The organism is Brevibacterium sp. ACRRH (assembly GCF_022346365.1).
In the GTDB taxonomy this organism is placed as follows: domain Bacteria; phylum Actinomycetota; class Actinomycetes; order Actinomycetales; family Brevibacteriaceae; genus Brevibacterium; species Brevibacterium paucivorans.
This window is the reverse complement of sequence record NZ_JAKRMN010000001.1, coordinates 288,505-310,820: the sequence shown is the minus strand read 5'-3', so window position 1 is coordinate 310,820 and position 22,316 is coordinate 288,505. Positions and strand designations below refer to the sequence as shown.

At 58.3% G+C, this 22,316-nt stretch carries 20 protein-coding genes and 1 tRNA gene; 7 read left to right on the top strand and 14 right to left on the bottom strand.

Annotated features, from left to right (window positions below; all coding sequences use genetic code 11):
• The first annotated feature begins 5 nt into the window (after positions 1-5).
• Positions 6-78 (top strand) — tRNA-Arg (locus tag MHX53_RS01430).
• 527 nt (positions 79-605) lie between these two features.
• Here MHX53_RS01430 and MHX53_RS01425 read toward each other — a convergent pair.
• From MHX53_RS01425 to MHX53_RS01405, 5 genes are all read right to left on the bottom strand, one after another.
• On the bottom strand, positions 606-893 hold the full coding sequence (locus MHX53_RS01425) for a GlsB/YeaQ/YmgE family stress response membrane protein (protein ID WP_204514879.1): 288 nt from the start codon (positions 891-893) through the stop codon (positions 606-608).
• 127 nt (positions 894-1,020) lie between these two features.
• Positions 1,021-2,598 (bottom strand): polysaccharide deacetylase family protein, encoded by a 1,578-nt coding sequence (locus tag MHX53_RS01420; protein ID WP_239270986.1) that lies wholly within the window; start codon positions 2,596-2,598, stop codon positions 1,021-1,023.
• Positions 2,599-2,658: 60 nt separating this feature from the next.
• Positions 2,659-3,666, bottom strand: coding sequence for a universal stress protein (locus tag MHX53_RS01415; RefSeq protein WP_239270985.1), 1,008 nt, complete (start codon positions 3,664-3,666; stop codon positions 2,659-2,661).
• Positions 3,667-3,854: 188 nt separating this feature from the next.
• Entirely contained in the window at positions 3,855-4,373 is a 519-nt protein-coding gene (locus MHX53_RS01410; protein ID WP_102239100.1) for an HNH endonuclease, read from the bottom strand.
• Between the two features lie 347 nt (positions 4,374-4,720).
• Positions 4,721-5,563 carry a C40 family peptidase gene (locus MHX53_RS01405; protein ID WP_239270984.1) on the bottom strand — a complete coding sequence of 281 codons (843 nt, stop codon included), beginning with the start codon at positions 5,561-5,563 and terminating at the stop codon, positions 4,721-4,723.
• Positions 5,564-6,000: 437 nt separating this feature from the next.
• On the opposite strand from MHX53_RS01405, the gene MHX53_RS01400 reads away from it, so the two are divergent.
• On the top strand, positions 6,001-7,422 hold the full coding sequence (locus MHX53_RS01400) for an MFS transporter (protein ID WP_204514882.1): 1,422 nt from the start codon (positions 6,001-6,003) through the stop codon (positions 7,420-7,422).
• A 77-nt stretch (positions 7,423-7,499) separates the two neighbouring features.
• On the opposite strand, the gene MHX53_RS01395 is transcribed toward MHX53_RS01400, so the two are convergent.
• The gene (locus MHX53_RS01395; RefSeq protein WP_239270983.1) at positions 7,500-9,014 is read right to left on the bottom strand and encodes an AMP-binding protein; all 1,515 of its coding nucleotides are present in this window, start codon (positions 9,012-9,014) and stop codon (positions 7,500-7,502) included.
• A gap of 117 nt (positions 9,015-9,131) precedes the next feature.
• On the opposite strand from MHX53_RS01395, the gene MHX53_RS01390 reads away from it, so the two are divergent.
• Both MHX53_RS01390 and MHX53_RS01385 read left to right on the top strand, forming a co-directional pair.
• On the top strand, positions 9,132-9,932 hold the full coding sequence (locus MHX53_RS01390) for an SDR family oxidoreductase (protein ID WP_239270982.1): 801 nt from the start codon (positions 9,132-9,134) through the stop codon (positions 9,930-9,932).
• A 3-nt stretch (positions 9,933-9,935) separates the two neighbouring features.
• Positions 9,936-11,138 (top strand): acyl-CoA dehydrogenase family protein, encoded by a 1,203-nt coding sequence (locus MHX53_RS01385; protein WP_102239095.1) that lies wholly within the window; start codon positions 9,936-9,938, stop codon positions 11,136-11,138.
• 100 nt (positions 11,139-11,238) lie between these two features.
• Here the strand turns inward: MHX53_RS01385 and MHX53_RS01380 are convergent, their stop codons facing one another.
• Together MHX53_RS01380 and pdxH are read right to left on the bottom strand one after the other, a co-directional pair.
• A complete protein-coding gene (locus tag MHX53_RS01380; protein ID WP_239270981.1) occupies positions 11,239-11,925 on the bottom strand; it encodes a metal-dependent transcriptional regulator in 687 nt (228 codons plus the stop codon).
• A 109-nt stretch (positions 11,926-12,034) separates the two neighbouring features.
• Complete coding sequence (gene pdxH, locus MHX53_RS01375) at positions 12,035-12,688, bottom strand: pyridoxamine 5'-phosphate oxidase (protein WP_239270980.1); 654 nt, start codon at positions 12,686-12,688, stop codon at positions 12,035-12,037.
• A gap of 105 nt (positions 12,689-12,793) precedes the next feature.
• Here pdxH and serC point away from each other — a divergent pair, with 105 nt between their 5' ends.
• Positions 12,794-13,921, top strand: a complete 1,128-nt coding sequence (gene serC / locus MHX53_RS01370; RefSeq protein ID WP_239270979.1) for a phosphoserine transaminase — start codon at positions 12,794-12,796, stop codon at positions 13,919-13,921.
• A gap of 26 nt (positions 13,922-13,947) precedes the next feature.
• Here the strand turns inward: serC and MHX53_RS01365 are convergent, their stop codons facing one another.
• The 5 genes from MHX53_RS01365 to MHX53_RS01345 all read right to left on the bottom strand — a co-directional run bounded on the left by MHX53_RS01365 (position 13,948) and on the right by MHX53_RS01345 (position 17,365).
• On the bottom strand, positions 13,948-14,442 hold the full coding sequence (locus tag MHX53_RS01365; RefSeq protein WP_239270978.1) for a DUF456 domain-containing protein: 495 nt from the start codon (positions 14,440-14,442) through the stop codon (positions 13,948-13,950).
• 34 nt (positions 14,443-14,476) lie between these two features.
• Positions 14,477-15,751, bottom strand: a complete 1,275-nt coding sequence (locus MHX53_RS01360; protein ID WP_239270977.1) for an MFS transporter — start codon at positions 15,749-15,751, stop codon at positions 14,477-14,479.
• Positions 15,752-15,832: 81 nt separating this feature from the next.
• Complete coding sequence (locus MHX53_RS01355) at positions 15,833-16,693, bottom strand: DUF3027 domain-containing protein (protein WP_239270976.1); 861 nt, start codon at positions 16,691-16,693, stop codon at positions 15,833-15,835.
• Positions 16,693-17,055: a cold shock domain-containing protein gene (locus tag MHX53_RS01350; protein WP_102239088.1), complete on the bottom strand. Its 363-nt coding sequence runs from the start codon at positions 17,053-17,055 to the stop codon at positions 16,693-16,695. Before MHX53_RS01350 ends, MHX53_RS01355 begins: the two co-directional genes overlap by 1 nt.
• Before the next feature lie 55 nt (positions 17,056-17,110).
• Complete coding sequence (locus tag MHX53_RS01345; RefSeq protein ID WP_239270975.1) at positions 17,111-17,365, bottom strand: hypothetical protein; 255 nt, start codon at positions 17,363-17,365, stop codon at positions 17,111-17,113.
• Between the two features lie 182 nt (positions 17,366-17,547).
• Here MHX53_RS01345 and MHX53_RS01340 point away from each other — a divergent pair, with 182 nt between their 5' ends.
• Positions 17,548-19,548 carry a helicase-associated domain-containing protein gene (locus tag MHX53_RS01340; protein WP_239270974.1) on the top strand — a complete coding sequence of 667 codons (2,001 nt, stop codon included), beginning with the start codon at positions 17,548-17,550 and terminating at the stop codon, positions 19,546-19,548.
• The gene (locus MHX53_RS01335; protein ID WP_239270973.1) at positions 19,545-21,173 is read left to right on the top strand and encodes a DNA repair helicase XPB; all 1,629 of its coding nucleotides are present in this window, start codon (positions 19,545-19,547) and stop codon (positions 21,171-21,173) included. Before MHX53_RS01340 ends, MHX53_RS01335 begins: the two co-directional genes overlap by 4 nt.
• Here the strand turns inward: MHX53_RS01335 and MHX53_RS01330 are convergent.
• Entirely contained in the window at positions 21,170-22,258 is a 1,089-nt protein-coding gene (locus tag MHX53_RS01330; protein WP_239270972.1) for an EamA family transporter, read from the bottom strand. The genes MHX53_RS01335 and MHX53_RS01330 overlap by 4 nt on opposite strands.
• Between the last annotated feature and the right edge of the window lie 58 nt (positions 22,259-22,316).

The window sequence follows — 22,316 nt, the reverse complement described above, 5'->3', positions numbered from 1 at the left end:
TAGTTGCCCCCGTAGCTCAGGGGATAGAGCACGGCTCTCCTAAAGCCGGTGTCGCGTGTTCGAATCACGCCGGGGGCGCACCATCTGACCAGGGGAAACGCTCACTTAGCTATTCAGTATCCCGCGAATAATCGCCCTCAGTCCGCAAATAGTCCGCAAGGCTAGAACCCTGTTCTAGCTTTGCGGCGTTTGTGTTTGTTGGTCTATAACGCCCAGTTACTCACCACAAGCCAGATGATTTTCTTTAGTTGTGGTGGGTAATGGACAGATTTTGGGCCGAAAACGTGAAAAAAACGAACTAAATTGGTAGTTAGTCAACACAGCATTTCGGCTTGTGTTGGCTAAACGATTTTTTGTGTGGTCGCTACACCTGCATGGTGAGTCACGTGCGCCCGGTAGATCAGCCCGAGTGAAGCACTCAGGGTGATTTAGCCAAGTCTTGACGGCGCAAAGCGAGCAAGACGGCGCATTATATAGCGTAGTTTCGCTCGCTTTGCGCCTTTTGGACTGCCGCTAAAGAGCATCACAAGGACCCCACGTAGCCCGAACACAAAAGTGGCCCCGGCAATTCAATGCCGGAGCCACTTTGAGCGTTAGCTAGCGAATTAGTCGTTAGCTTTACGCGCCAAGAAACCGTAAATAACCATCACGATTAGCGCACCGATAACAGCCAACAGGATGGTTCCCAGGCTCCACGGGTTGTTCATGATTCCCGAAACGCCGTCACCACCGAGCAAGCCACCGATGAAGCCACCCACGATGGCACCAACAACACCCAGAATCACAGTCATCATGAAGCCCATGCCCTGCTTACCTGGCATAACAGCACGGGCGATAAGCCCAATCAGACCACCAATAATAATCCACGAAATAATCGACCAGAGAAGTCCCATAATCGTCCTTTCCTAGTAGGCACGCCCTACATAAGCAGTGACTTGTCCACTAAACATTCAAATTAAAATGAAGGGGACCTGTCAATATAATCTCTGTCACACGTAAACCGTACGCTCGGCCCTACGGTTACGAGTTTTTCGTGACGTAGGGGTGGTCCGGGGTTGAACACATCTCCATGTGAGAGCCCTTGCAGAAGTATTCTTTCCCCGCATCAAACTTCGAACCACGGTACAGCTCAGACACGGTCACCATCGAGTAGCCCTGGTTTTCCAGGAACTTCAGAATGTCATCTGTCGCATCAACGCTCGGCTGGTGAATCGAGTGCATAAGAACAATCGAACCAGGGTGTACGTTGTTCTTGACGGCCGCGACCGTCTTGGGTGTTGACTTAGTCTTCCAGTCGAGCGTATCAACGTCCCACATGATCACGCGTTTGTCATAATCGCCTGCAATCTCATCGACCTTGCGATTGGTGGCACCGTACGGTGGTCGCAGGAGCGTCGGCTTCTCGAGCCCTGCGTCTTCAAGCGCTGCGTCAGTGTCGGCGATCTCCTTATCTGCCTTCTTAGCACCAATCTTGCTGAGAATCGGGTGCGTGTACGAGTGGTTACCCACTTCGTGCCCCGCATCAACCATTCGTTTAACTTCCTCAGGGTATTCCTTCACGTTCTTGCCAATGACAAAGAACGTGGCGCGCGCGTTGTGCTTCTTGTACGACTTAATCAGACGATCCGTGAGGTCGTTTCCACCAGGACCGTCATCGTAGGTCAAGGCCACGCAGGCCGCCAGCGCACATGAAAAGCCGGAACCTTCTTCGCTGTCCTCATCGAGTTTCGCTACATCCTTCGACCCGTTGTCTGCGACCTCTTTACCCAGGTCAGAAAGCTCTTCATACTTTTTCTTCTGGTCTTTATAGGACGGCAACGCGTCCTTGCCAAAGGTCAGGTCATCCAGGTCGTCGTCACTTGGCAATGTTTCACCGGTGAACATGTCTTTGGCCGGCACAGTCTTGTCTGCTTCCAGGTCCGTGACCAGCAACTTCACCGACTGTTCACCCTTCACCAGTGCTTCAACTCGGCTTACCACGTATTTACCGCCGGCAAAAAGGATCTCGTTGCGCAGGGTGACGTCGGCGTCGCCATCGGCCGAGGTGTCGCCTGCCCCCGCTGTTTCTTCAGCTCCCGGCGCAGTGGTTTCGTTTTCGGTAGGCTCCGTTGTCGACGTGGAGTCAGTTTCCGTTGCGCCCCCTGTTACGCCCTCGGGTTCCGAGGTGGAATTTGGTTCCGTAAGACCGCCGGCTTCCGCTGTAGAGTCATCGGACCCTTCAGGCTTTTCGTCAGGCTCACGAATAAACGTCTCGAGCTCAGCCTGCTTGCTTGCAGGTGTGGGCGCTGGAGTGAAGGTCTTCTTACCAGCGAAAGCGCCACCTTCTTCAAGCTGGTCGAGCGCGAACTTCTCGACCTCTTCGTTCAGGGACGCGGCGCCGTTGACCGCCACTAGCTGAGCGTCAACGGAAACACCCTCTTTGTTTTTCACAATTGCCAAACGTTGCAAGCGTTCCTTCACACTTTCGGGAACACCGTCATATGAGGTGGAGGCTCCTTGCTCACCACGCTCTTCCTTAACGTTGGAGGTGCATGCAACACCACCAGCAAGAACGGTCGCAACAAGCGCCGTCAATGCGAACACTTTTTTAAACAGCACGAAAACCCTCCGTCAATACAGACGATGTATAAAAGCTTCTTGAGTTACCTGGACCGAACCTCAGGATTCGCGCTTAACGCGAACCACCATGGTGGGGCACTTGGAGTACGGCAAAACAGACTGGGAAGTCGATCCCAAAAGGAGACCCGCAAACCCGCCACGACCTCGGGACCCAATAACCAAAACCGACGCCGTATCCGAGGCGCGTACCAGCGCTTCTGCCGGCTGACCGTCGTACAGCGACCAGCTCACGTCAAGGTCCGGGTACTTTTCGCGCACAGCCTGCGCAGCGATCGCAAGTTTGTCAGCGCCTTTATCGACGTAACGCTTCATGTCACCGGTTGAAGGCAACCATTCCGGCCCAACAACAGTCGTGGTGATGACGCCAAGCAAAACCAGGGAGCTACCTCGGCGATTAGCGAGTTCAGCCGCTTCCCACAGAGCTTGCGACTCTGCGCCCAGCGAGTCGATACCTACGACTACCTGGCCGGTGTAGTCGGGCCCGGTTACCGTGTCGGCGTCAATGGTTTCTTCAAACGAGTCACCGCCAGCATTGCGGATAGGACGCGAAGCCGTCTGTTCAGGGGCGCGATCAGAGTCGTCCGACCACGAAACCGGAATCACTACGGTTGGGCAGTGACTGTGAACAGGCAAAGCCGACGACACGGTACCCAAAAGACGGCCGGCAAAACCACCTCGGCCGCGGGACCCAACCACAGCCAGCGATCCCTGCTTTGATTCTTCAACCAAAACTCCGGCAGCGTCACCAATTTCGATGATCGCCTCAACTTCGACGCCTGCATCCTTGACCAGCGAGGCCGCTTCTCTGAGCGAGTCCGAAACCGTTGCGCGCACCGCGCTGTCGTCGATGGGCACATACGATACGTCTACGGTCGCAGAAGCCACGCTTGGGACAGTGTAAGCGCCAACAAGTCGAATGGACTTCTTCTGCGCCCGAGCTTCATCAATCGCCCAGGTCAGCGCGTTACGGCTGGCACTCGAACCGTCAATTCCAACGATGATTGCTTCAGGATCGGCAACTTCGGTGGTCATCTGCTCTTCCGACACGGGCACTCCTTACAGATCGAAACCGCTTATCCTTCAGTCTACTCCTGCCGGTTTTTTCCTCAGCGTTCGACCCGCTACGAAACGACAACGGTTGCCCGACGACTGTTGCACATGTGTTGCGCGTCGATAAACGTGCCCTAGCGAAGAGGGTTCGCCCGTGGCTCACCCCGGGCCCGAGGTGCGACAGTCTAGGCGGTTTTTGCAACCTCGGGTGAGCGCGCCAGTTCAAGGAACGGCAACCAGCGTTCGGCCGGGTTGTCGATGTCCCGCAACCACCAGTGGCCGGTTTGTGGGGCCACCGGAGTGAAAAGGAGCTTCCAGCCCATCTCTTCTGGCGTGCGGTTTCCTTTCACGTTGTTGCATGAGCGGCAGCATGCGACCAGGTTGGTCCACGAGTTCTGGCCGCCTCGGCTACGCGGAAGCACGTGGTCCACGGTGTTCGCGCCTTCGCCACAGTACGCGCACAGGTTCTTGTCACGTCGCAGCACTCCCCTACGGGAAAGCGCTGTTGTCCGCCCCCGAGGTGGTTGCACATACCGGTTGAGCAGAATCACCGAAGGCTGGTCCATGGATACGTGTGCGCTACGAATGAGCATGTCTTCGCTTGCCAGCACGGTGGCTTTGCCCGCCAAAACCAGGACAATCGCGCGCCTAAAGGACACGATCGACATGGGTTCATAGCCAGCGTTAAGAACCAGTGTTTTCACTTTTTTCTCCTGAGGCGGATGGGAAAACGCGCGAGGCGCCGCGCAAAAGCGCGACGCCTCGTTAAAGACAGACAGGAGCCACTTACGGGCTCCACACTTATCGAATGTATGGGTTCCGCAAACGATATAAGTCGACCACTGCGGTTGTGCATGCTGGCCTCCTTACATCGTGAGCAGTGAAAATGTTCAGCAGAACCTAGATTACCGGGCGTGCACCGCGATTTACCTGCGGTTGGCGCCGATTTGAAGAGAATTACGAACAGTTTGTCAAAAGTTCACCGTGAATGCGCGAAACCCCCGCGCTGTACCGATTTGCGCGGGGGTTTCGCTTTCACATCTGCGAAGTCTTAGAGAACGCGGACGAACGTGGCTCCGGAGCGAACCATCCAGTCGATGGAGCGGTAGGAGGTCTTGACGCGTGGGTTACCTGCGTCGTACATCATGCCGTTACCTGCGTAGATACCAACGTGTCCAGGCGACCAGATGATGTCACCAGGCTGGGCCTGTGCACGCGACACGGTCTTTCCAGCGCCGCGCTGAGCACCCGAGGTGCGAGGCAACTTCACGCCCACCTTGCCGTATACGTACGAGGTGAAGCCGGAGCAGTCCCAACCGCTTGGGCTGGTTCCGCCGGATACGTAAGGGGTTCCGACGTACTGGCGAGCCAGGGCGATAACCTGCTGTGCCTTTGATCCGCTTGGGAGTGCAACGTCTTCGTTAGCTTCGGACTTGGAGCTCTTCGAGCTCTTCTTCGAGGAAGAGGAGGACGAGCTCGACGAACCTGCAGCCGAGGCACCGGAACGGCTGTTTGAGGTAGGAGCACTAGCGTCAGCGTCAGCGTCATCGGTGGAAGGTTCAGCAACTGGTTCAGGAGCCTTCTTTGCGGTGACGTTTGCAGCCACACCGGTTGCGATGTCAGCAACGTCAGCGTCTGCTACAGCAGTTGCCTTCTGGGCGGTGAAGGTTTCAGCTTCTTCAGCCTTTGGTGCATCCGCGGAAACGGTTGCATCGTCTTTAGCGTCAGCAGTTGAAGGGAGAGTAGCGGTCACGAGCAGACCACCAGCAGCAGCTACAACAGCTGCACGCTTACCCATTGCGCCTGAGTTGGCGTTCAGTGCTTCAGTGAGTTCAGTCAGCGGCGTCTTGACGCGTGCGTCAGACCCGTGACGTCCCATCTTCTTTCCAGCCACGAGATTCCTCCATCTACCAGCCCTAGGCCGCCACTTTCATCGGTACTCTCACTGGGCCGTGTGACTAGCGGTAGCAGCCCGTGAGTGGATCAGTTCAAAATCCAACAGTGAAAACTGTAACCGAACGAAACCCCAATGTCACATTTCAGTTACAACCCGAGCACAGATAGGACGCATTTTTCTATATAACTCCAGGTCAGAGCACATAAAAAAGTTTATAACGAATTTTGATCCGTGGTTATATTTGCGTGATCCGGCTCTACTTTTCTACCTCAAGCGGATCATCACCGCCCCCTCACCGACGCTAGCGCACAGAAAAACAACACTTCACGACGCCGCGACTTCAAACCCTTGACTCACTCGGTGGCGTGCGTCACACTTATTCAAACCGATCAAACGATCGGTACGAGCTTTCATCAAAGGCGATAGGAGCTTCCATGACCGCGTCATCTGCAACTGCCACCCCTAACGCACACCACCTCAAGCACCGAAAACTTCTTGCCTCCGGTGTCGTTGGATCCTCAATCGAGTGGTACGACTTCTTCCTCTACGGAACGGCAGCCGCTTTGGTGTTCCCACATGTGTTCTTCCCCTCGGAAGGTCCACTGGTTGCCACCCTTCTGAGCTTCGCAACATTCTGGGCAGGCTTTATCGCCCGACCTCTTGGCGGTGTCATTGCCGGACACTACGGCGACAAATTCGGCCGTAAACCTATCGTCGTCGTATCTCTCCTTGTCATGGGTGCAGCTACATTTGTCATCGGGTGCTTGCCAGGCGCAGAGAACATTGGTTTGGTCGCACCGATCGCGCTTGGGCTTTGCCGGTTTGCGCAAGGTCTGGCCGCAGGCGGTCAGTGGGGTGGGCTTGCCCTTCTCCTCACCGAATCCGCTGGCCCTAAGAACCGGGCATACTCTGGCTCGTTCAACCAGATCGGCGTTCCGGCAGGAGCTTTCCTGGGAAACATCGTTTTCATCACTGCCACCTATGCGCTCACACAAGAACAGTTCATCGCGTGGGGCTGGCGCATTCCGTTCTGGTTCACAGCAGTTCTCTTCCCCGTCGTCTTGTTTATCCACCACAAGGTTGAAGACAGCCCAGAGTTCCGCGAGCTGGAGAAGAAGACTTCCGAAACTGAGTCTCAAATCGTCAAGGCACCCCTGTGGGTCGCTGTGAAGAAGCACTGGAAAACGATTCTGCTGGGTTGTGGTCTTCTCGCTTCGACCAACTGCATTTTCTACATTTCGATTGCTGGTGTTCTTAGCTACGGTGCGAACTACTTGGGCTTGGACCGCACTCACATGTTGATTGCCGGAGCTTTGGCGTGTGTCGTGGGGATCGCGACCACACCGCTCTTGGCACTGTGGTCAGACCGAATCGGTCGCCGACCCGTCATCATCTTTGGTGGAGCAGGAATCTTCCTGTTCGTGCCGATTTACTTCATGCTGATCAACACCGGAAACATTTTCTTGTTCGGAGTAGCCGTGTGCGTTTCGTCGGTGTTCCAGTGCGCGGTCTACGCGCCTCTGGCCGCGTTCCTGGGTGAGCTGTTTGAACCCGAGGTGCGGTTCTCTGGCGCTTCACTTGCCTACCAGCTCGCAGCGATTTTGATCTCCGGTGCGACACCGATCCTCATGACCTCACTCATCGCGTCTTCTGGAACCACGCACGGCGTGACAGTCATGGTCATGATCATGGGGGTCATCACGGTTGTGAGCGCCGTGTTGTTGAAAGAGACCAACCCCAAGTGGGTCAGGCAAGACCCTCACGCGGTTCCGGGCGAGTTCCTGTACGCAAAGAAACCAGCGCAGGCAACTCGCCACCCGGAGGTTTCGCGCGAGGACACCGAACCCGTGTCATAGCCTCATAGCAGTGGCTTCATAGCAAGAACGTGGCCGGTAGCAACACTGCTACCGGCCACCTTTATGACCTCCACACCTTACAACTGCGACACGTCGATCGCGCGCTTGAGGATCTTCCCGCTTGGTCCCTTAGGCAATGCGTCCACGAACTTGATAATCCGCGGGATCTTGTACGCCGAAAGCCTCTCGCGGGCAAACTTCTCGATTTCTTCTTCCGTCAACGTGACCCCCGGCATGGGCGTAATAACCGCCGTGACGATCTGGCCGTAGTGGTCGTCGTCCGTTCCCAGCACCGCGGCCTCAAGAACACCAGGGTGTTCATACATCGCTTCTTCGATCTCACGTGGGTACACGTTGTATCCACCGTGGATGATCAGGTCTTTGAGCCGGTCCACTATATATAGGTATCCGTCCTCATCGACCCGCCCCAGGTCCCCGGTGTGGAACCAGCCGTCTTCGTCGATCGCTTGGGCCGTAGCGTCTTCTCGTTTCCAGTAGCCGGGCATATTCACCGGGCCACGCGAACACACTTCACCGACCTCACCTGCTGGCACCTCGGCACCGGTCAGGTCCTTAATGCAGTACTCGAGTTCTGGCAACGGCAACCCCACCGACCCTGGTTTACGCACACCATCCAGCGGGTTCATACTCACCATCGCCGAGGTCTCCGTCAACCCATACCCTTCCGTGAGCACCGCACCAAAACGTTCCTCGAACTTACGAATGAGCTCAACCGCCGCGGACGCCCCTCCGGAGAGCGCGAACCGCATATGGGAGAAGTCGTAGTCACCTTCTGGCGCGTGCACAATCGCGTTCCACATCGTTGGGACCCCGGACACCACCGTGAGTTTGTCGTGACTCATGACCTTCAGCTGCTCAACCGGGTCAAACCGGGGCAACAGCGTCAGCTGCGTTCCGTGCGCAACCGCCACCATGAGAACGGACGACAAGCCGAACACGTGGAACAGCGGGAGGGAGGTGCCACCTCGGTCGTCTTCTGTCATCTTCGAGTCGATGCCACCAATGCGGGCCGCGTTGGTCAGGTTGCTCACCGTGAGCATGGCGCCCTTTGGGCGTCCTGTGGTGCCCGAGGTGTACAGCAGGACCGCGACGTCCTCACCCTTGCGTTCGACTGGGGTGAAGTCGTCAAACGGGGGAAGTTCGGCGAGGTCAGCCGGTGTGATCAGTTGGCAGAGTTCGAACGCGATACCGGCCTTTTCGGCGGACTCCTGGCCTGCTTGCGCCACGGCCGGGTGCGCCACGACGCGATTAGCACCGGAGTCGTCAATGAAGTAGTCGATTTCACGCGAGGTAGCCAGAGGGTTGACGGCCACGACTGTTAGCCCAATTGATTGGGCGGCAAAGAATTCCACCACAAATTCTGGTGTGGTGGGAGCGATGAGGAGCAACCGGTCCCCTTCGTTCATCTCAGTGGATAGTTGCTGCGCGCGGCGCGCGACCAAGCTGGCCAACTGTCCACGGGTGATTTCCACGCGCGGTTCCGTCAAGGGCCCACGTAGTTGTAGGCGGTCGGAGTCTTTACGCGCGAAGTCGAAAACCGGCGTTGCGAGATTTAACGGTGCAAATTCCACGATTCTCCTTTGAAGCATGGCGGTTAGGTACTCACATACTAAAACAATATTTGCTCCCGAGCGATCGATCGGTGAAGATGTTTCTACAGACTTCATTGGGCTCGAAGAGGAGATCACATGGAAGTAAACGGAAACGTAGCGGTCGTGACCGGGGGCGCCGGCGGGATTGGGCAGGCCCTGGCAGCGGAGCTCGTCAGCCGGGGTGCCCGCGTGGTTGTAGCTGACGCCTCCGAGGCGGTGACCGAGGTGGCAGCAAAGCTAGGGTGCCACGGTTGGCACGGCGATGTGTCAACAGTCGCTGGAATCGAGGCACTCATTGCTGAAACCGAAAAAGAATACGGCCCCGTCGACCTGTTCTTCGCGAACGCGGGAATCATGGGGCAGTCAGGGCTCGGCGACGAGGAAAGCTGGGACACCGCCATCGATGTCAACGTGCGAGCGCACATCCGTGCGGCCAAGCTTCTGATCCCCGGGTGGCAGGAAAGGGGACGCGGGCACTTTGTGTCGACGGCCTCGGCGGCGGGGCTTCTCACCCAACTGGGGCAGGCGGAATACTCCGTTACTAAGCACGCGGCGGTGGGATTCGCCGAATGGCTGGCCATCACGTACGGCGACGACGGCATCAACGTCACATGTGTGTGCCCCATGGGAGTCAACACCGCGATGCTCCAGGCTGGAACAACCGCACAGAGCGTCACGGAAAAAGTCGCAGCCGCGGCCGTAACGCAAGCGGGCCCAGTCCACGAACCGCAGCACGTGGCACAGATTGTGCTCGACGGGGTTGAGAACAACGAGTTCCTGGTTCTGCCCCACCCTGAAGTTCTCGACATGTATCGCATGAAGGGGTCTGACTACCAGCGTTGGATCGGCGGAATGCAGCGTTACCAAACCACCCTCACCAACCAACACAAGGAGTAAAACATGTTTGAACAGACCGAACGTGGAAAAGACTACGAAGGGCGCCTCAACGCGTTCATGGACGAGTTCGTGTACCCTGCCGAACCGGTGTACCGCGAACAGATGCGCGAAGTTGGGCCGCACGGCATGCCGCAGGTTCTGGAGGACCTCAAGGCTGAAGCGAAGTCCCAGGGCCTGTGGAACCTGTTTCACCCGCACCCGGAGTGGGGGCCGGGCCTGACCAACTCGGAGTACGCGCCGCTAGCTGAGATCACCGGCCGCTCGATTGAAATCGCGCCTGAAGCGATCAACTGTAACGCTCCCGACACGGGGAACATGGAAGTGTTCACGCTGTTTGGGACCGATGAGCACAAGGAAAAGTACCTGAAGCCGCTGCTGGACGGGACCATGGCGTCGGCCTTCGCGATGACGGAGCCTGCCGTGGCCAGCTCGGATGCGACCAACATTGAGTTGCTCATGAAGAAGGACGGCGACGAGTACATTCTGGACGGTCGCAAGTGGTTCGCGTCCAACGCGATGCACCCCAACCTGGGCGTGTTCATCGTGATGGGCAAGACTGACCCTAACGCTGACACTCACCGCCAGCAGTCCATGATGGTCGTGCCAGCTGACGCTCCCGGCGTCACCATTGTGCGCAACCTGCCGGTGTTTGGGTATGACGACCGTGAGGGCCACGCCGAGGTGGTTTTCGACCAGGTGCGCGTGCCGGCTAAGGACGTTCTCAAGGGCGAGGGTGAAGGGTTCGCGATCAGCCAGGCTCGTTTGGGACCGGGCCGCATCCACCACTGCATGCGTGCGATTGGGTGTGCCGAACGCGCACTTGAGCTCATGTGTAAGCGCGCTGAGGAGCGTGTGACCTTTGGTCAGAAGCTGTCGCAGCGCGCGAACATTCAGGACTGGATTGCTGAGTCGCGTATTGAGATTGACCAGGCGCGCCTGCTGACCCTGCACGCAGCGCACTTGATGGACACGGTGGGTAACAAGGTGGCGCGCACGCTCATTTCAGAGATTAAGGTCGCAGCCCCTGTCATGGCGTTGAAGGTCATTGACCGTGCGATCCAGGTGCACGGAGGTGGCGGTGTCACGAACGACTTCCCGCTGGCCTCGATGTACTCGCACATGCGTACCTTGCGCCTTGCTGATGGACCAGACGAGGTTCACAAGATGACCATTGCCCGCCACGAACTCAAGAAGTACCGGAAGTAGAGGAAATTATGTCGTATGCACCGCTGTGGGACTGAGCTGACGCACGTAGCGTTGCCTGATTCCGCAGTGGTGCTTACACGCGAATGGATCGCGTCGCTTGTCACACCACGGTGACAAACACGTTGTCGGCGGTCTCCGGTGGCAAGTCCAAGACCTCCGGTTCACCTTCAACGCTCAACGTCAAGTACTCGCCATTGACCCGCAGGGATGCAACTGCGTCCGGCACAATGCCCGTGCGTTTGAACTGGCCCAACAAAAACGTGTCCACCTGAAGTGGTTCGCCTAGCCACTGAATCTTCACCGTCACGTCTTTATCTTTAGCGACCACGTCCGTCAGCGGACGCGCCTGGGAACCCGCTTCAGTTTCGACCCCCAGATCCTCCAACCCCGGAATGGGATTGCCATACGGACTGGTCGCAGTTGACGGCAACATCTTCACTAAGCGCTCTTCTACCTGTCGACTCATCACGTGCTCCCACCGGCACGCTTCATCGTGAACGAGTTCCCAATCCAACCCGATCACATCGAACAAGAGCCGCTCAGCTAACCGGTGTTTACGCATCACCGAAGTAGCCAACTGACGCCCCGAGTCCGTGAGTTCAAGACTCCGGTCAGAATCCACAATCAGAAGTTCGTCACGCTCCATACGCGCAACCGTTTGAGACACCGTGGGGCCAGAGTGTTCCAGACGTTCAGCAATACGAGCACGCAATGGCCTGATCCCTTGCTCCTCAAGCTCCACAATGGTCTTAAGGTACATCTCGGTAGTGTCGATCAGGTCCTTCACAATACCCCTCAGCTCATGACTACCACTTGGTCAGTGGTCCATTTCATCATTCTATTAAGAAACCGATAAATCGCTAGGCATCTTTTATTCGGCCAGAACACTCTGCGACTTATGGAAACAGCCGTTGCGCTGTCCACGCCTCCGGGTCATCCAAACGCGTCACCTGTGAAGCCCTCACCTGAAAGCGGTCGTGCAACCGGCTTTCGCGCCCGTGCCAAAATTCCACCGTGTGCGCCTTCACCAGGTACCCACCCCAATTGTCAGGCCGCGTAACCGGGTCGCCAGCAGCCGCCTCGGCGCTGGCATACGCCTCATCCAACTCTGCGCGGCTACCCACCGGCTGGGACTGCCGGGACGCGATCGCACCGATCTGCGAACCCCGCGGCCTGACCGCAAAGTACGCATCCGACTGCTGGGCGGGAACCCGCTCAGCTACACCTCGGACGCGCACCTGACGCTGCGCCGAATGCCACGGGAACACCAACGCCACCCGCGGGTCTGCTGCGATCTGGTGTCCTTTCGTCGAGTCGTAATTGGTAAAGAACACGAACCCGTCCGGGCTGAACTCCTTGAGCAACACAATGCGCGAATCCGGACCGTCTTCATCGACAGTCGAAACCACCATGGCGTTGGGCTCGTGCACGTGCTGGGCCACTTCTTCATACCAGCGGCTGAACTGGTCAAACGGGTTGTCCCCCACCAGCTCATATGCGTTGTCCTGGTATTCGGTTCGAGTCGTGGCAAGCGATTCAATATGACTCATAGGCCAATAGTACCGCCGGGGCACCTGCGCCCTACCGCCCGGCCACCAGCACAAAATACGGACCCGCCCGCACCCGCACCTTCCACGCGACCTACACTTGAAAATGTGACTGAGACTACTTTTAAACCCATCCCGCCTGAACTGCTCCCCCGCGACGGCCGCTTTGGCGCCGGACCTGCTCGCATCCGCGACGAACAAATCACCGCTCTCACTCAAGCCGGACGCACAGTCCTAGGCACCTCGCACCGGCAAGCCCCCGTAAAGGACCTGGTCAAACGCGTCCGCGAGGGTCTCCACCGGCTGTTCTCACTCCCGGAAGGTTACGAAGTAGTCCTGGGCAACGGCGGATCCACCTGCTTTTGGGACGTCGCAACGTTCTGCCTGGTACGTTCGCGTGCCGCACACGCGCAGTTTGGCGAGTTCGGTTCCAAGTTCGCAAAAGCCACAGCACAGGCCCCATTCCTAGAAGACTCCGTCATTTTTGACGCCCAGCCCGGCACCGCAACCATCCCGCAAGCAACCGACGGGGTTGACGTGTACGCGTGGCCCCACAACGAAACCTCAACGGGTGTGGCAACCGACATTGCCCGCCCCCACGGAATTGACGACGACGCTTTAGTGGTCGTCGACGCAACTTCAGCCGCCGGTGGCCTCCCCGTAGACATCTCCCAAACCGACGTGTACTACTTCGCACCTCAAAAGAACATGGGCTCCGACGGTGGCCTGTGGGTTGCGATCATGAGCCCGCGAGCCCTCCAGCGCGCACAAGAAATCAAGGAGTCCGGCCGTTGGATTCCAGCTTCCCTGGACCTGGTGACGGCCATCGATAATTCGCGGAAGAACCAGACCTACAACACCCCCGCGGTGTCCACTCTGTTGCTCCTGGCCGAACAGATCGAATGGATCAACACCCACGGCGGCTTGGACTGGGCTACGGAGCGCACCCGCACGTCATCGCAGCTGGTGTACGACTGGGCTGAGAAGCGCAGTGAAACCACCCCGTTTGTGACCGAGGTGCAGGACCGCTCCGCAGTTGTGTGTACCGTGGATTTCGATGACTCGGTAGACGCCGCCGAGGTGGCAAAGACTTTGCGCGCCTCCGGAGTTGTCGATGTCGAGCCTTACCGGAAGCTAGGCCGCAATCAGTTGCGCATCGCCACGTTCGTCTCAGTGCCGCCTGAAGACGTCAAGGCGCTTCTTGCGTGCATCGATTACGTGCTGGACAACCGCTAAGAGACACGCAGCCGGGCGCGACTGCGCTATGTGAAGTAGACAAAGCACCCAATAGCGAAGGCGAGCGCCGCGATCGATGCGAAGCTCAGCTCAACGACGATGCCCAGTGCCGCTGTTTTGAGGATCTCCCACGACGACGACCACGCAGCCGAGGCGTCTTTCAAACGCTGATATTCCATCACGAATAGGCCCACGACAAAGCCCAACAGGAGTCCTACCACCGGGATTACAAAGAATCCCACTAAAGCCAGGACACCCGAAACGAGGAGGGTGGACTTGGGGATTTTCATGCTCGCGAGTTTGCGACCAGTAAGCACCCACGATGAAGCCATTCCCGCAACGATACACAGCGAGATGACCGCAAAAACGATCCAGGTGGGAGCTGTGTTGGCAAAAATTGCCCACACCAGGCTGGCGATCCAAATGAGGATTGAGCCGGGTAGAACGGGGATCACAATCCCCATCAGCCCCACACAAATGGCCAAGGCACACAGCACGGTCGCAATGATCATCGCGGTCATTCGAGTTCCTTTCGTCGCACACAGTCTAATGCGACTACGGGTGAGGGTGTTGCCCGTCGTACGTGAAGTACACCAGCCTGCGAGAACGGGCCCGGTGGACGCGAAGGTTCTTCGCCGTCATCATCCAGATCGCACCAATCGATATCCCGATGACTCCCGACGCCCCTGCTACCAGTAGCGCTATTCGTGGCCCGTATGTGTTTGCGATAAACCCAGAGATCGGGGCACCCACGGCTCCCCCACCCATGAGAACTGCCGTGTACATGGACATGACGCGACCTCGCACGTGTGCCGGAATTGTGGTCTGCACAAAACCATTGGCTGACGTCAGCATTGTGATGGTGACAAACCCAACCCCCACAAGCGTGATCGCAAACAGTTCATATGTGGGTGCGACCGAAGCCAGAATCCCCACAAAACCGAATCCGCCGGCAGCCCAAAACACGTATCGCAGCCTGGGTTTTTCGCGGCTAGCCGAGCGTAGAGCACCTGCGACTGACCCAATCGCAATGATCGAGGACAAGAGCCCAAAACCAGCGGCGTCCTTTCCGAACTCCACGCGCGCCATCGTGGCGGAAAAGATATTGAAGTTGAATCCCAAGCTCGAAATCACGAACAGGATCGACAAGACCACCACAATGTCGGGGCGTGTTTTGATGTATTTGAAACCACCCACTACAGATTTCAGACCGCGGACCTTGGATCTGGGCGAAGGGTGCAGGCGAGACTTATCTAGTGAGATGAGCACTGCCAGGGTGGCAATATAGCCCACGCCACTGATCGCAAACACGACTCCTGCCCCTACCGAGGCGGTCAAAAGTCCCGCGACCCCGGGACCCAATAAGCGGGCCCCGTTGAAGGACGCTGAGTTCAGTGAAACGGCGTTGGGTAGCAGGCGGTCGCCCACGAGTTCTGAAACGAAAGACTGGCGGGTTGGGGCGTCCACGCACATGACCAAGCCCAAGAACAGAGACATGCCGTACACCCACCAGATGGTCAGCGCACCGGTTAGGTACAGAGTCAGCAAGACAAAACCGCTGGCCCCTAGAAGAGCCTGCGTGATCATGAGTACCCCGCGTTTACTGAATCGGTCGGCTATCGCCCCAGCAAACGGGAATAAGAGAAGCTGGGGACCCAGTTGCAACGCCATACCAATACCCAAGGCAGTGGCGTTGTGGTCCGTAAGTTCGGTGAGCACCAACCAGTCTTGGGCGGTGCGTTGCATCCACATACCGGTGTTAGAGGTAAGAGCTGCTGCGAACCAGTTCCGGTAATTGGGCTCGCTCAATGAGCGGAATGTCGAGCTCATGTGCCCGCCCCCATTGCGCGTGTCCTCCTACCCGCTCCCCTTTAAGCGGTCGTCCACAACCGTTTATTTACGTACTCTACGTCAGTGTTCCGTTTGGTTGCCCTGGGCGGTGTCATCGGAGACTGTTGAAGTTTCTGATCCCGAGGTGTCCACCATGTCGAAGTGTTCGACCTTGTCGTCGACAACCGCTTGCGGTGTTTCATCGCGGCGTTTACGCGCATCAGTTTCTGAGTGCGCACCACACCCTGCGTCCAGCGACACCACTCGCCCATCAAACGGCGACCACTCGTTGGTACACACACCAAATTGCATACGCAACGAACCCGCGATCGGCAACAGGTACCCGCACGTGGAGCAGTGCGCGGACGCGTGGCGCGCATAGTCACCCTCGGAACCAGACTCGGAACGCTCCCACCGGGAAGCGGCACGTGTCAGACCTGTTGGTGACAGGACGCGCACACGCCCCAGACCCAGTTCATAGTTAGGAATCTGGTCGACGTTGTCGCCTGCGACCACCTCGACCTGCTCGAAGCCACCTTCTAAGTTGTCGTCAAAGTCTTTCTTTGGCAAGACGTCCCGCACGCCCAGGTCACCTGGCTGGATACGGTCTTGCCAGGGGACCCACTTGGGCGCTGTCAAGGCTTGGTCACCGGGCAACAAAGCAGTTTCACACACGGTGACGGGAGCATCTTCTTCTGGGGCACGCGCAATGACGGCCGTCCACGCCCACCCGGGGTACGCCGGATCCAAACACGCGAACGTGTGGGTGGCGCTACACCGCGCTTCGCAGGTGACACCGATGTGCTCACCCACGACCTCGGCGGGTACAACGTCAAGAAGTGCCCGCCGCGCAATGTCGACAGCGTTCTCGAGTACTGGGTCCAGTTCCATCGTGGAGCCAGGATCCACAGATTCGAGCCATGCGGTAAACAGACCGCTCATTAGCCCTCCAGGTCGTCTGCGATGTGCCTGAGCACTTCAGCGACCTTATTCGAGAACACAGGGTCAGGGAATCGGCCCTGACGAAGTCCCGCCGAAGTGTCTTCAAGCAGTGTAATGACATCATCGATCATATCGGCAGACTTCTTGGGGTCACGGTTCCGCTTGGGTCCGTCCACAAGGCGAGCCTTGAGAACCTGCTTTCCGCGACGCCCGTCAACAACGTCGAATTCGAGACGTGTTCCGGGCGCTACTTTCACACCGTCTGGAAGAGCTGACTGGTGCAAGAACATGTCGCCTTCGTCGCTTGTGACAAAGCCGAATCCTTTTTCTTGGTCAAACCATTTAACACGACCAATAGGCATAATTGTTTCCTTTCGGAGATGAGATAAGAATCTTGAAGATACAGAAGGAAGAGATTTACGCTTTGCGACGCTTCATGACCATGCGGACCCACAGCACACCCAGTAACAGAATTCCGAGTGGCGAGGCGACATATGCAATGGCCATCAGGAATGTAGGCGGCGTATGGTCTCGTACTCCCATGAGAACCACCGCGGCTACTGCTAACGCTCCTGCGATCGAGAAGACCAGCGCTAACACGGCCAGAAGGAAGTCCGCCCCCGTCATGGTCGACGGTCGTTGAGGTACGCGGTCTTGTCTGTCACCGGTCATGCGGCCTCCTTCCTTCAGCAAAAACAATGGCCCAGATGCTGGGCCGGTGGTAAATACAGTTCGTAAATACAGTGGCGAACCCGCTTCAAGCGAGTCCGTAAATACGCGTGTTGTTCGAATATTATACCGTGCTTCGCAATCTCCCGACACCTCCCCCCACACGGGTACTAGACTGAGTCGAGATGTCTACTGTGTCATTCGCGTCGTGGATCAGCTCCGCACCCAAGGAATCACTCATGGCTGTTTTGCAGTGCCGCCGTGACCTTGTCCGTTCTGACACCGCATCGTTTCAACGCTTAGCCGGTCTCGCTTCTTCCCGTGCCGCGGTAGCCGTGGGCCTGGAGTCGCTCAACGCGCAACAGCTTCAGTTGGCATGGGCAATGGCCCGTAGCGCACGCACACAGCCAGTCATCACGGACCTGCAAGAAGGCCCCGTGCTCACAGCTCTCATCAACACGGCCCTCGCTTGGCCATCCGGCGACGGTTTCCGCATTCAACCAGAGACCATTGCAATCCTGCCCACCACCGCCTCGGCAACGGCGACGCCTCCCGCGTGGGCAGACCGCCCCTCCCCAGCCCAACCGGAACAGATTATAGTTCCACAGAACGTACCCACGAATGCCGCCGCGGCGGCGGTCAACCAAGTCTTGACAGACCTCGGCGCTGTCGTGGAAGCGCTCGCGGCTCTCAAACCTTCCCAACTGGTCCGAGGTGGGATAGGCAAACGAGATGCGTCCACTTTGGCGGCCCGCACCTCGGCGGCGGTTCCCACCGTGGTGTTCTTGCTGGAAGTAGCACGCGCGCTGGGGATCATTGGCGTGGGCGATTCGCACGACGACCCCCAGTGGATGCCCACAGTTGCCTGGGATACATTTCACGACGACCGTGCGGCGGCGTATGTGTCGGTCGTCAACAGTTGGCTCAACCTAATACCCAACCCGCTTCACGTGGCCGCAGGAACCACCTGGAACGACGAAAAAGTCCACGTCTTGGGCAACCACCAGCCGCCACCTGCACCCCGCCCGGTCATGCCGTTCGCCCGGTACCGGGTGTTGACCTTACTCAACGAGCTCGCGCCCGATCAGCAGGCGATTACCGCCTCGGGCTTGGTGGCACACGCGCAGTTCCGCCACCCGCTCACGCGCGGTTTCGACGAACCCACTGTTCGCCGCATACTTACCGAAGCTGAACACCTAGGGCTCGCGTTCACCCCGTTCCACGCCACCGACGCGTGCGGACTCACGCACCTAGGCGCAACACTTGCCGAACATGTGACATCACGCATGACTTCTGAGCTCAGCCCCTTGTGGTTTGACCGCGACCGCTTGGCCGCCCCAGATGACTTCGCACAGCTGGTCACACCGCTTCTCCCTGAGCTGGAACGCACGGTGATCACCCAGTCCGACCTCACCGCTATAGCCACGGGCCCCTTGCACCCGGAAACCGCAGCGGCCCTGGACCAAGTGGCAACCGTCGAAACTCGCGGGCAAGGAACCGTGTACCGTTTCACCCCCGCATCGATCACCCGCGCTCTGGAGTCGGGGCTGTCAACAGCAGCGATTCTTGAGCTCATCGAACGCGTTTCCTCAACCGAGGTGCCCGGCCCGTTGGACTTCCTCATCCGCGACACTGCCGCCAAACTGGGTCGCGTCGCCGTTTCCGCTGCCCGCGGCGTCATTGTGGTCAACGACCCCGAAGAACTCGACCCGCTCATCGCCGACCCCCTCTTCGCAGCCGCGAAACTCACCCGGGTCGCGCCCACCGTGGCAATTTCCAGCGTGGGACCGGAACGCTTAAGCGTACTCCTGTCCACGCACGGAATCGACGTCATGAAGTCCTCGGCACCGGCCCCCACCCGGGCTCGCGTCCCCTCAAACACGCGCCCAGTGCGCACACGCACCACCCGGATGAACGACCTCGGCGCGTTCTATGACACACTCATGTCCCACCCCGGCGAACCTCAAGGAGCACCCACCACAATCGCGGGGACGATCCGGGATGCGATCGACTCACGCACCCCGCTCACACTCACAGTTGCGACCGCGGCTGGTGACCGCAAAGCGGTGACGCTCACTCCCGTCGCGGTCGCGGGTGGAATGGTGCGAGGTCGTCGCAGCTCCGGGGAAGTGACCGTCCCGCTGGTCAGAGTGATCGCAGCGCAACCCAGCAAGGAGGTGTCATGAGCGGGCCTCTAATTGTTCAGTCAGACCGCACGCTTCTTTTGGAGTCAGGGCACCCGGACGCGCAGGTGGCGGGCTTAGCGATCGCGCCGTTTGCGCAACTGGCCAAGACTCCCGAATACGTTCACACCTACACGATCACCCCACTGGGGTTGTGGAATGCTCGCGCCAGCGGTTACGACGCGGAATCAGTCGTGAACACGCTGCTGGAGTACGCCAAGTTTCCCGTGCCACACGAACTTTTAGTCGACATTGTCGACACGATGGACCGGTTTGGTGTCCTCACGCTGATCGACCACCCCACGCACGGGTTGACTCTCCAGTCCACGGATCCCGCCCTACTGGAGCGGTTGCGCGCACACCCGGACATGCAGGGAATCCTGGGCGAAAAAATCGACGAAGAATCCACCGAGGTGTACCCGTCAGAGCGCGGTGAACTCAAGCACCGGCTCCTCAAACTGGGCCACCCCGTCGCCGACCGCGCCGGCTACATCAGCGGTGAAGCCCACACTATTGGGCTGAGCGATACGTGGAGCCTGCGCGATTACCAACAGCGTGCCATCGACGCGTTTATTCACGGCGAATCAGGGGTCGTGGTCCTGCCGTGTGGCGCAGGCAAAACCGTGGTGGGCGCAGCCACCATGGCCCAGGTGCAAACCACCACGCTGATCCTGGTGACAAACTCGGTTTCGGCTAAACAGTGGAAAGCTGAACTGTTGCGCAGAACCAGTTTGACGCCGGAGGAGATCGGCGAATACTCCGGGAACCTCAAACAGATTCGCCCCGTCACGATTGCCACCTACCAGGTCCTCACCACCCGCCGAAAAGGGTCGTATCTACACCTGGAACTGCTGGACGCGCGCAACTGGGGACTGGTGATCTACGACGAAGTCCACCTGCTTCCCGCACCTGTTTTCCGGCTGACCGCCGGACTCCAAGCCAGGCGCAGACTAGGGCTCACCGCCACCCTGGTGCGCGAAGACGGGCGCGAAGAAGAAGTCTTCTCGCTCATTGGGCCCAAGCAGTTCGACGTACCGTGGAAAGAAATCGAAGCAGCCGGGCATATCGCAACAGCAACGTGCCACGAAATTCGCGTCAAACTGGACCGGGACCTGCGCACCACCTACGCCAATGCCGAAGGCGAAAACCGGTACCGCTTAGCCGCCAGCTGCGAAGCCAAAGTACGGGCCACCACGCACATCGTGAACAAGCACCCCGATGCCCAAATCCTGGTGATCGGGCAGTACTTGGATCAGCTCGAAGAACTGGGTGACGCGCTCAACGCTCCCGTTCTGACCGGTAAGACTCCGGAGGCGGAACGCGAGCGCCTCTACGAAGACTTCCGCAACGGTGACGTACGAGTGCTCGTCGTGTCCAAAGTCGCCAACTTCTCCGTTGACCTCCCGCAGGCATCCGTCGCCATACAGGTCTCCGGATCCTTCGGCTCCAGGCAAGAAGAAGCGCAGCGGCTGGGCAGGATCCTACGGCCAAAAGAAAACGCGCTCCCGGCCACCTTCTACACGATCGTCACGTCGAACACCATCGACGAAGACTTCGCGCAGCACCGCCGGCGCTTCCTCACCGAACAGGGGTACTCCTACACCATCGAAAACTTCCCCGGGACCTAACCTTCCGCTGAGCGTACCTTGGAAACCACCTCGGCCGAGGTGTCCGCAGGGTCGGTCTGCGAAGGGGCCTGTGAAGGAGGATCGTCCAGTGTGTGTTCGTCCTCGTCTGGCTCCTCCACGATGACGGGAATCTGGCCAGTTGCCGGGTCGATATCTTCGATGCGCACACGCTCGCGCTTCATCTGCGCGTATTCACCCAGCTTGACGAAGACGACTCCAGCCAAAACGACAACCCCACCGCACAGTTGCACATACGTAGGGAGGTCGCCCAGCATCCACCACGACGCCAGAACCGATGCCGGAACTTCCAACAGGTTTAAGAAGCTTCCCACTGTGGCACCGATAAGCTGCAGACCAATCACGCCAGTCACATACGCAAAGATCGTCACTAGTACGATCGCGACAACGGCAGCCCACCACGGGATCGTGAAGTGCGCTACCGTCACCGGTTCATACGAAACTTTGAACGGCACCAGCCCCACCGCGCAGACCAACGCGACGACAACCGCGCCCACCCCCATTCCAAACGCCAGGAGGGGGACTGTAGACACACCCATATCGGAACGCGCAGACATGACAAAGAACGTTGCCAAGCACCCTGCTGCAGCCATCGCATACAGGACACCCAGCATGTCCAACGTGGCACCTCGGGGGTCCAAAACAATGACCACACCGGCCATGGCCACCACCATTCCCACCAACGTGGCAACGGCAGGGTTCACGCGCGTGCGGATCCACAAGAAGAGCACGATCAAGATGGGTGCCATCATTTCCAACAGCAGAGCGATGGACGGTTTGAGCCGTTCGACTGCCAAGAAGAACAGCAGCTGAACACCAGCCATGGTCACAACACCGTAAGTGAAAACACGGACGTAGTTGCCTTTGAGGCTTTCCCACTTTCCGCGCATCGCCCACAAGGCAGGGACCATGAGGAGGGTCGCGCAGCCGGTCAGGCGCGCAAACGTCACGCCACCGGCCGACCAATCCGACGCATACATCGTCTTAGCAATTGGAGCGGCTAAAGCAAAAGCCACAACGGAAATTAAAGTGAGAACAAAACCCCACAGCGTTGGTCGTGTCGTCATCGCGTACCCCCCTCACGTATCAAACAGATAGTCACATCAAGCGATATTGGAGCAGACC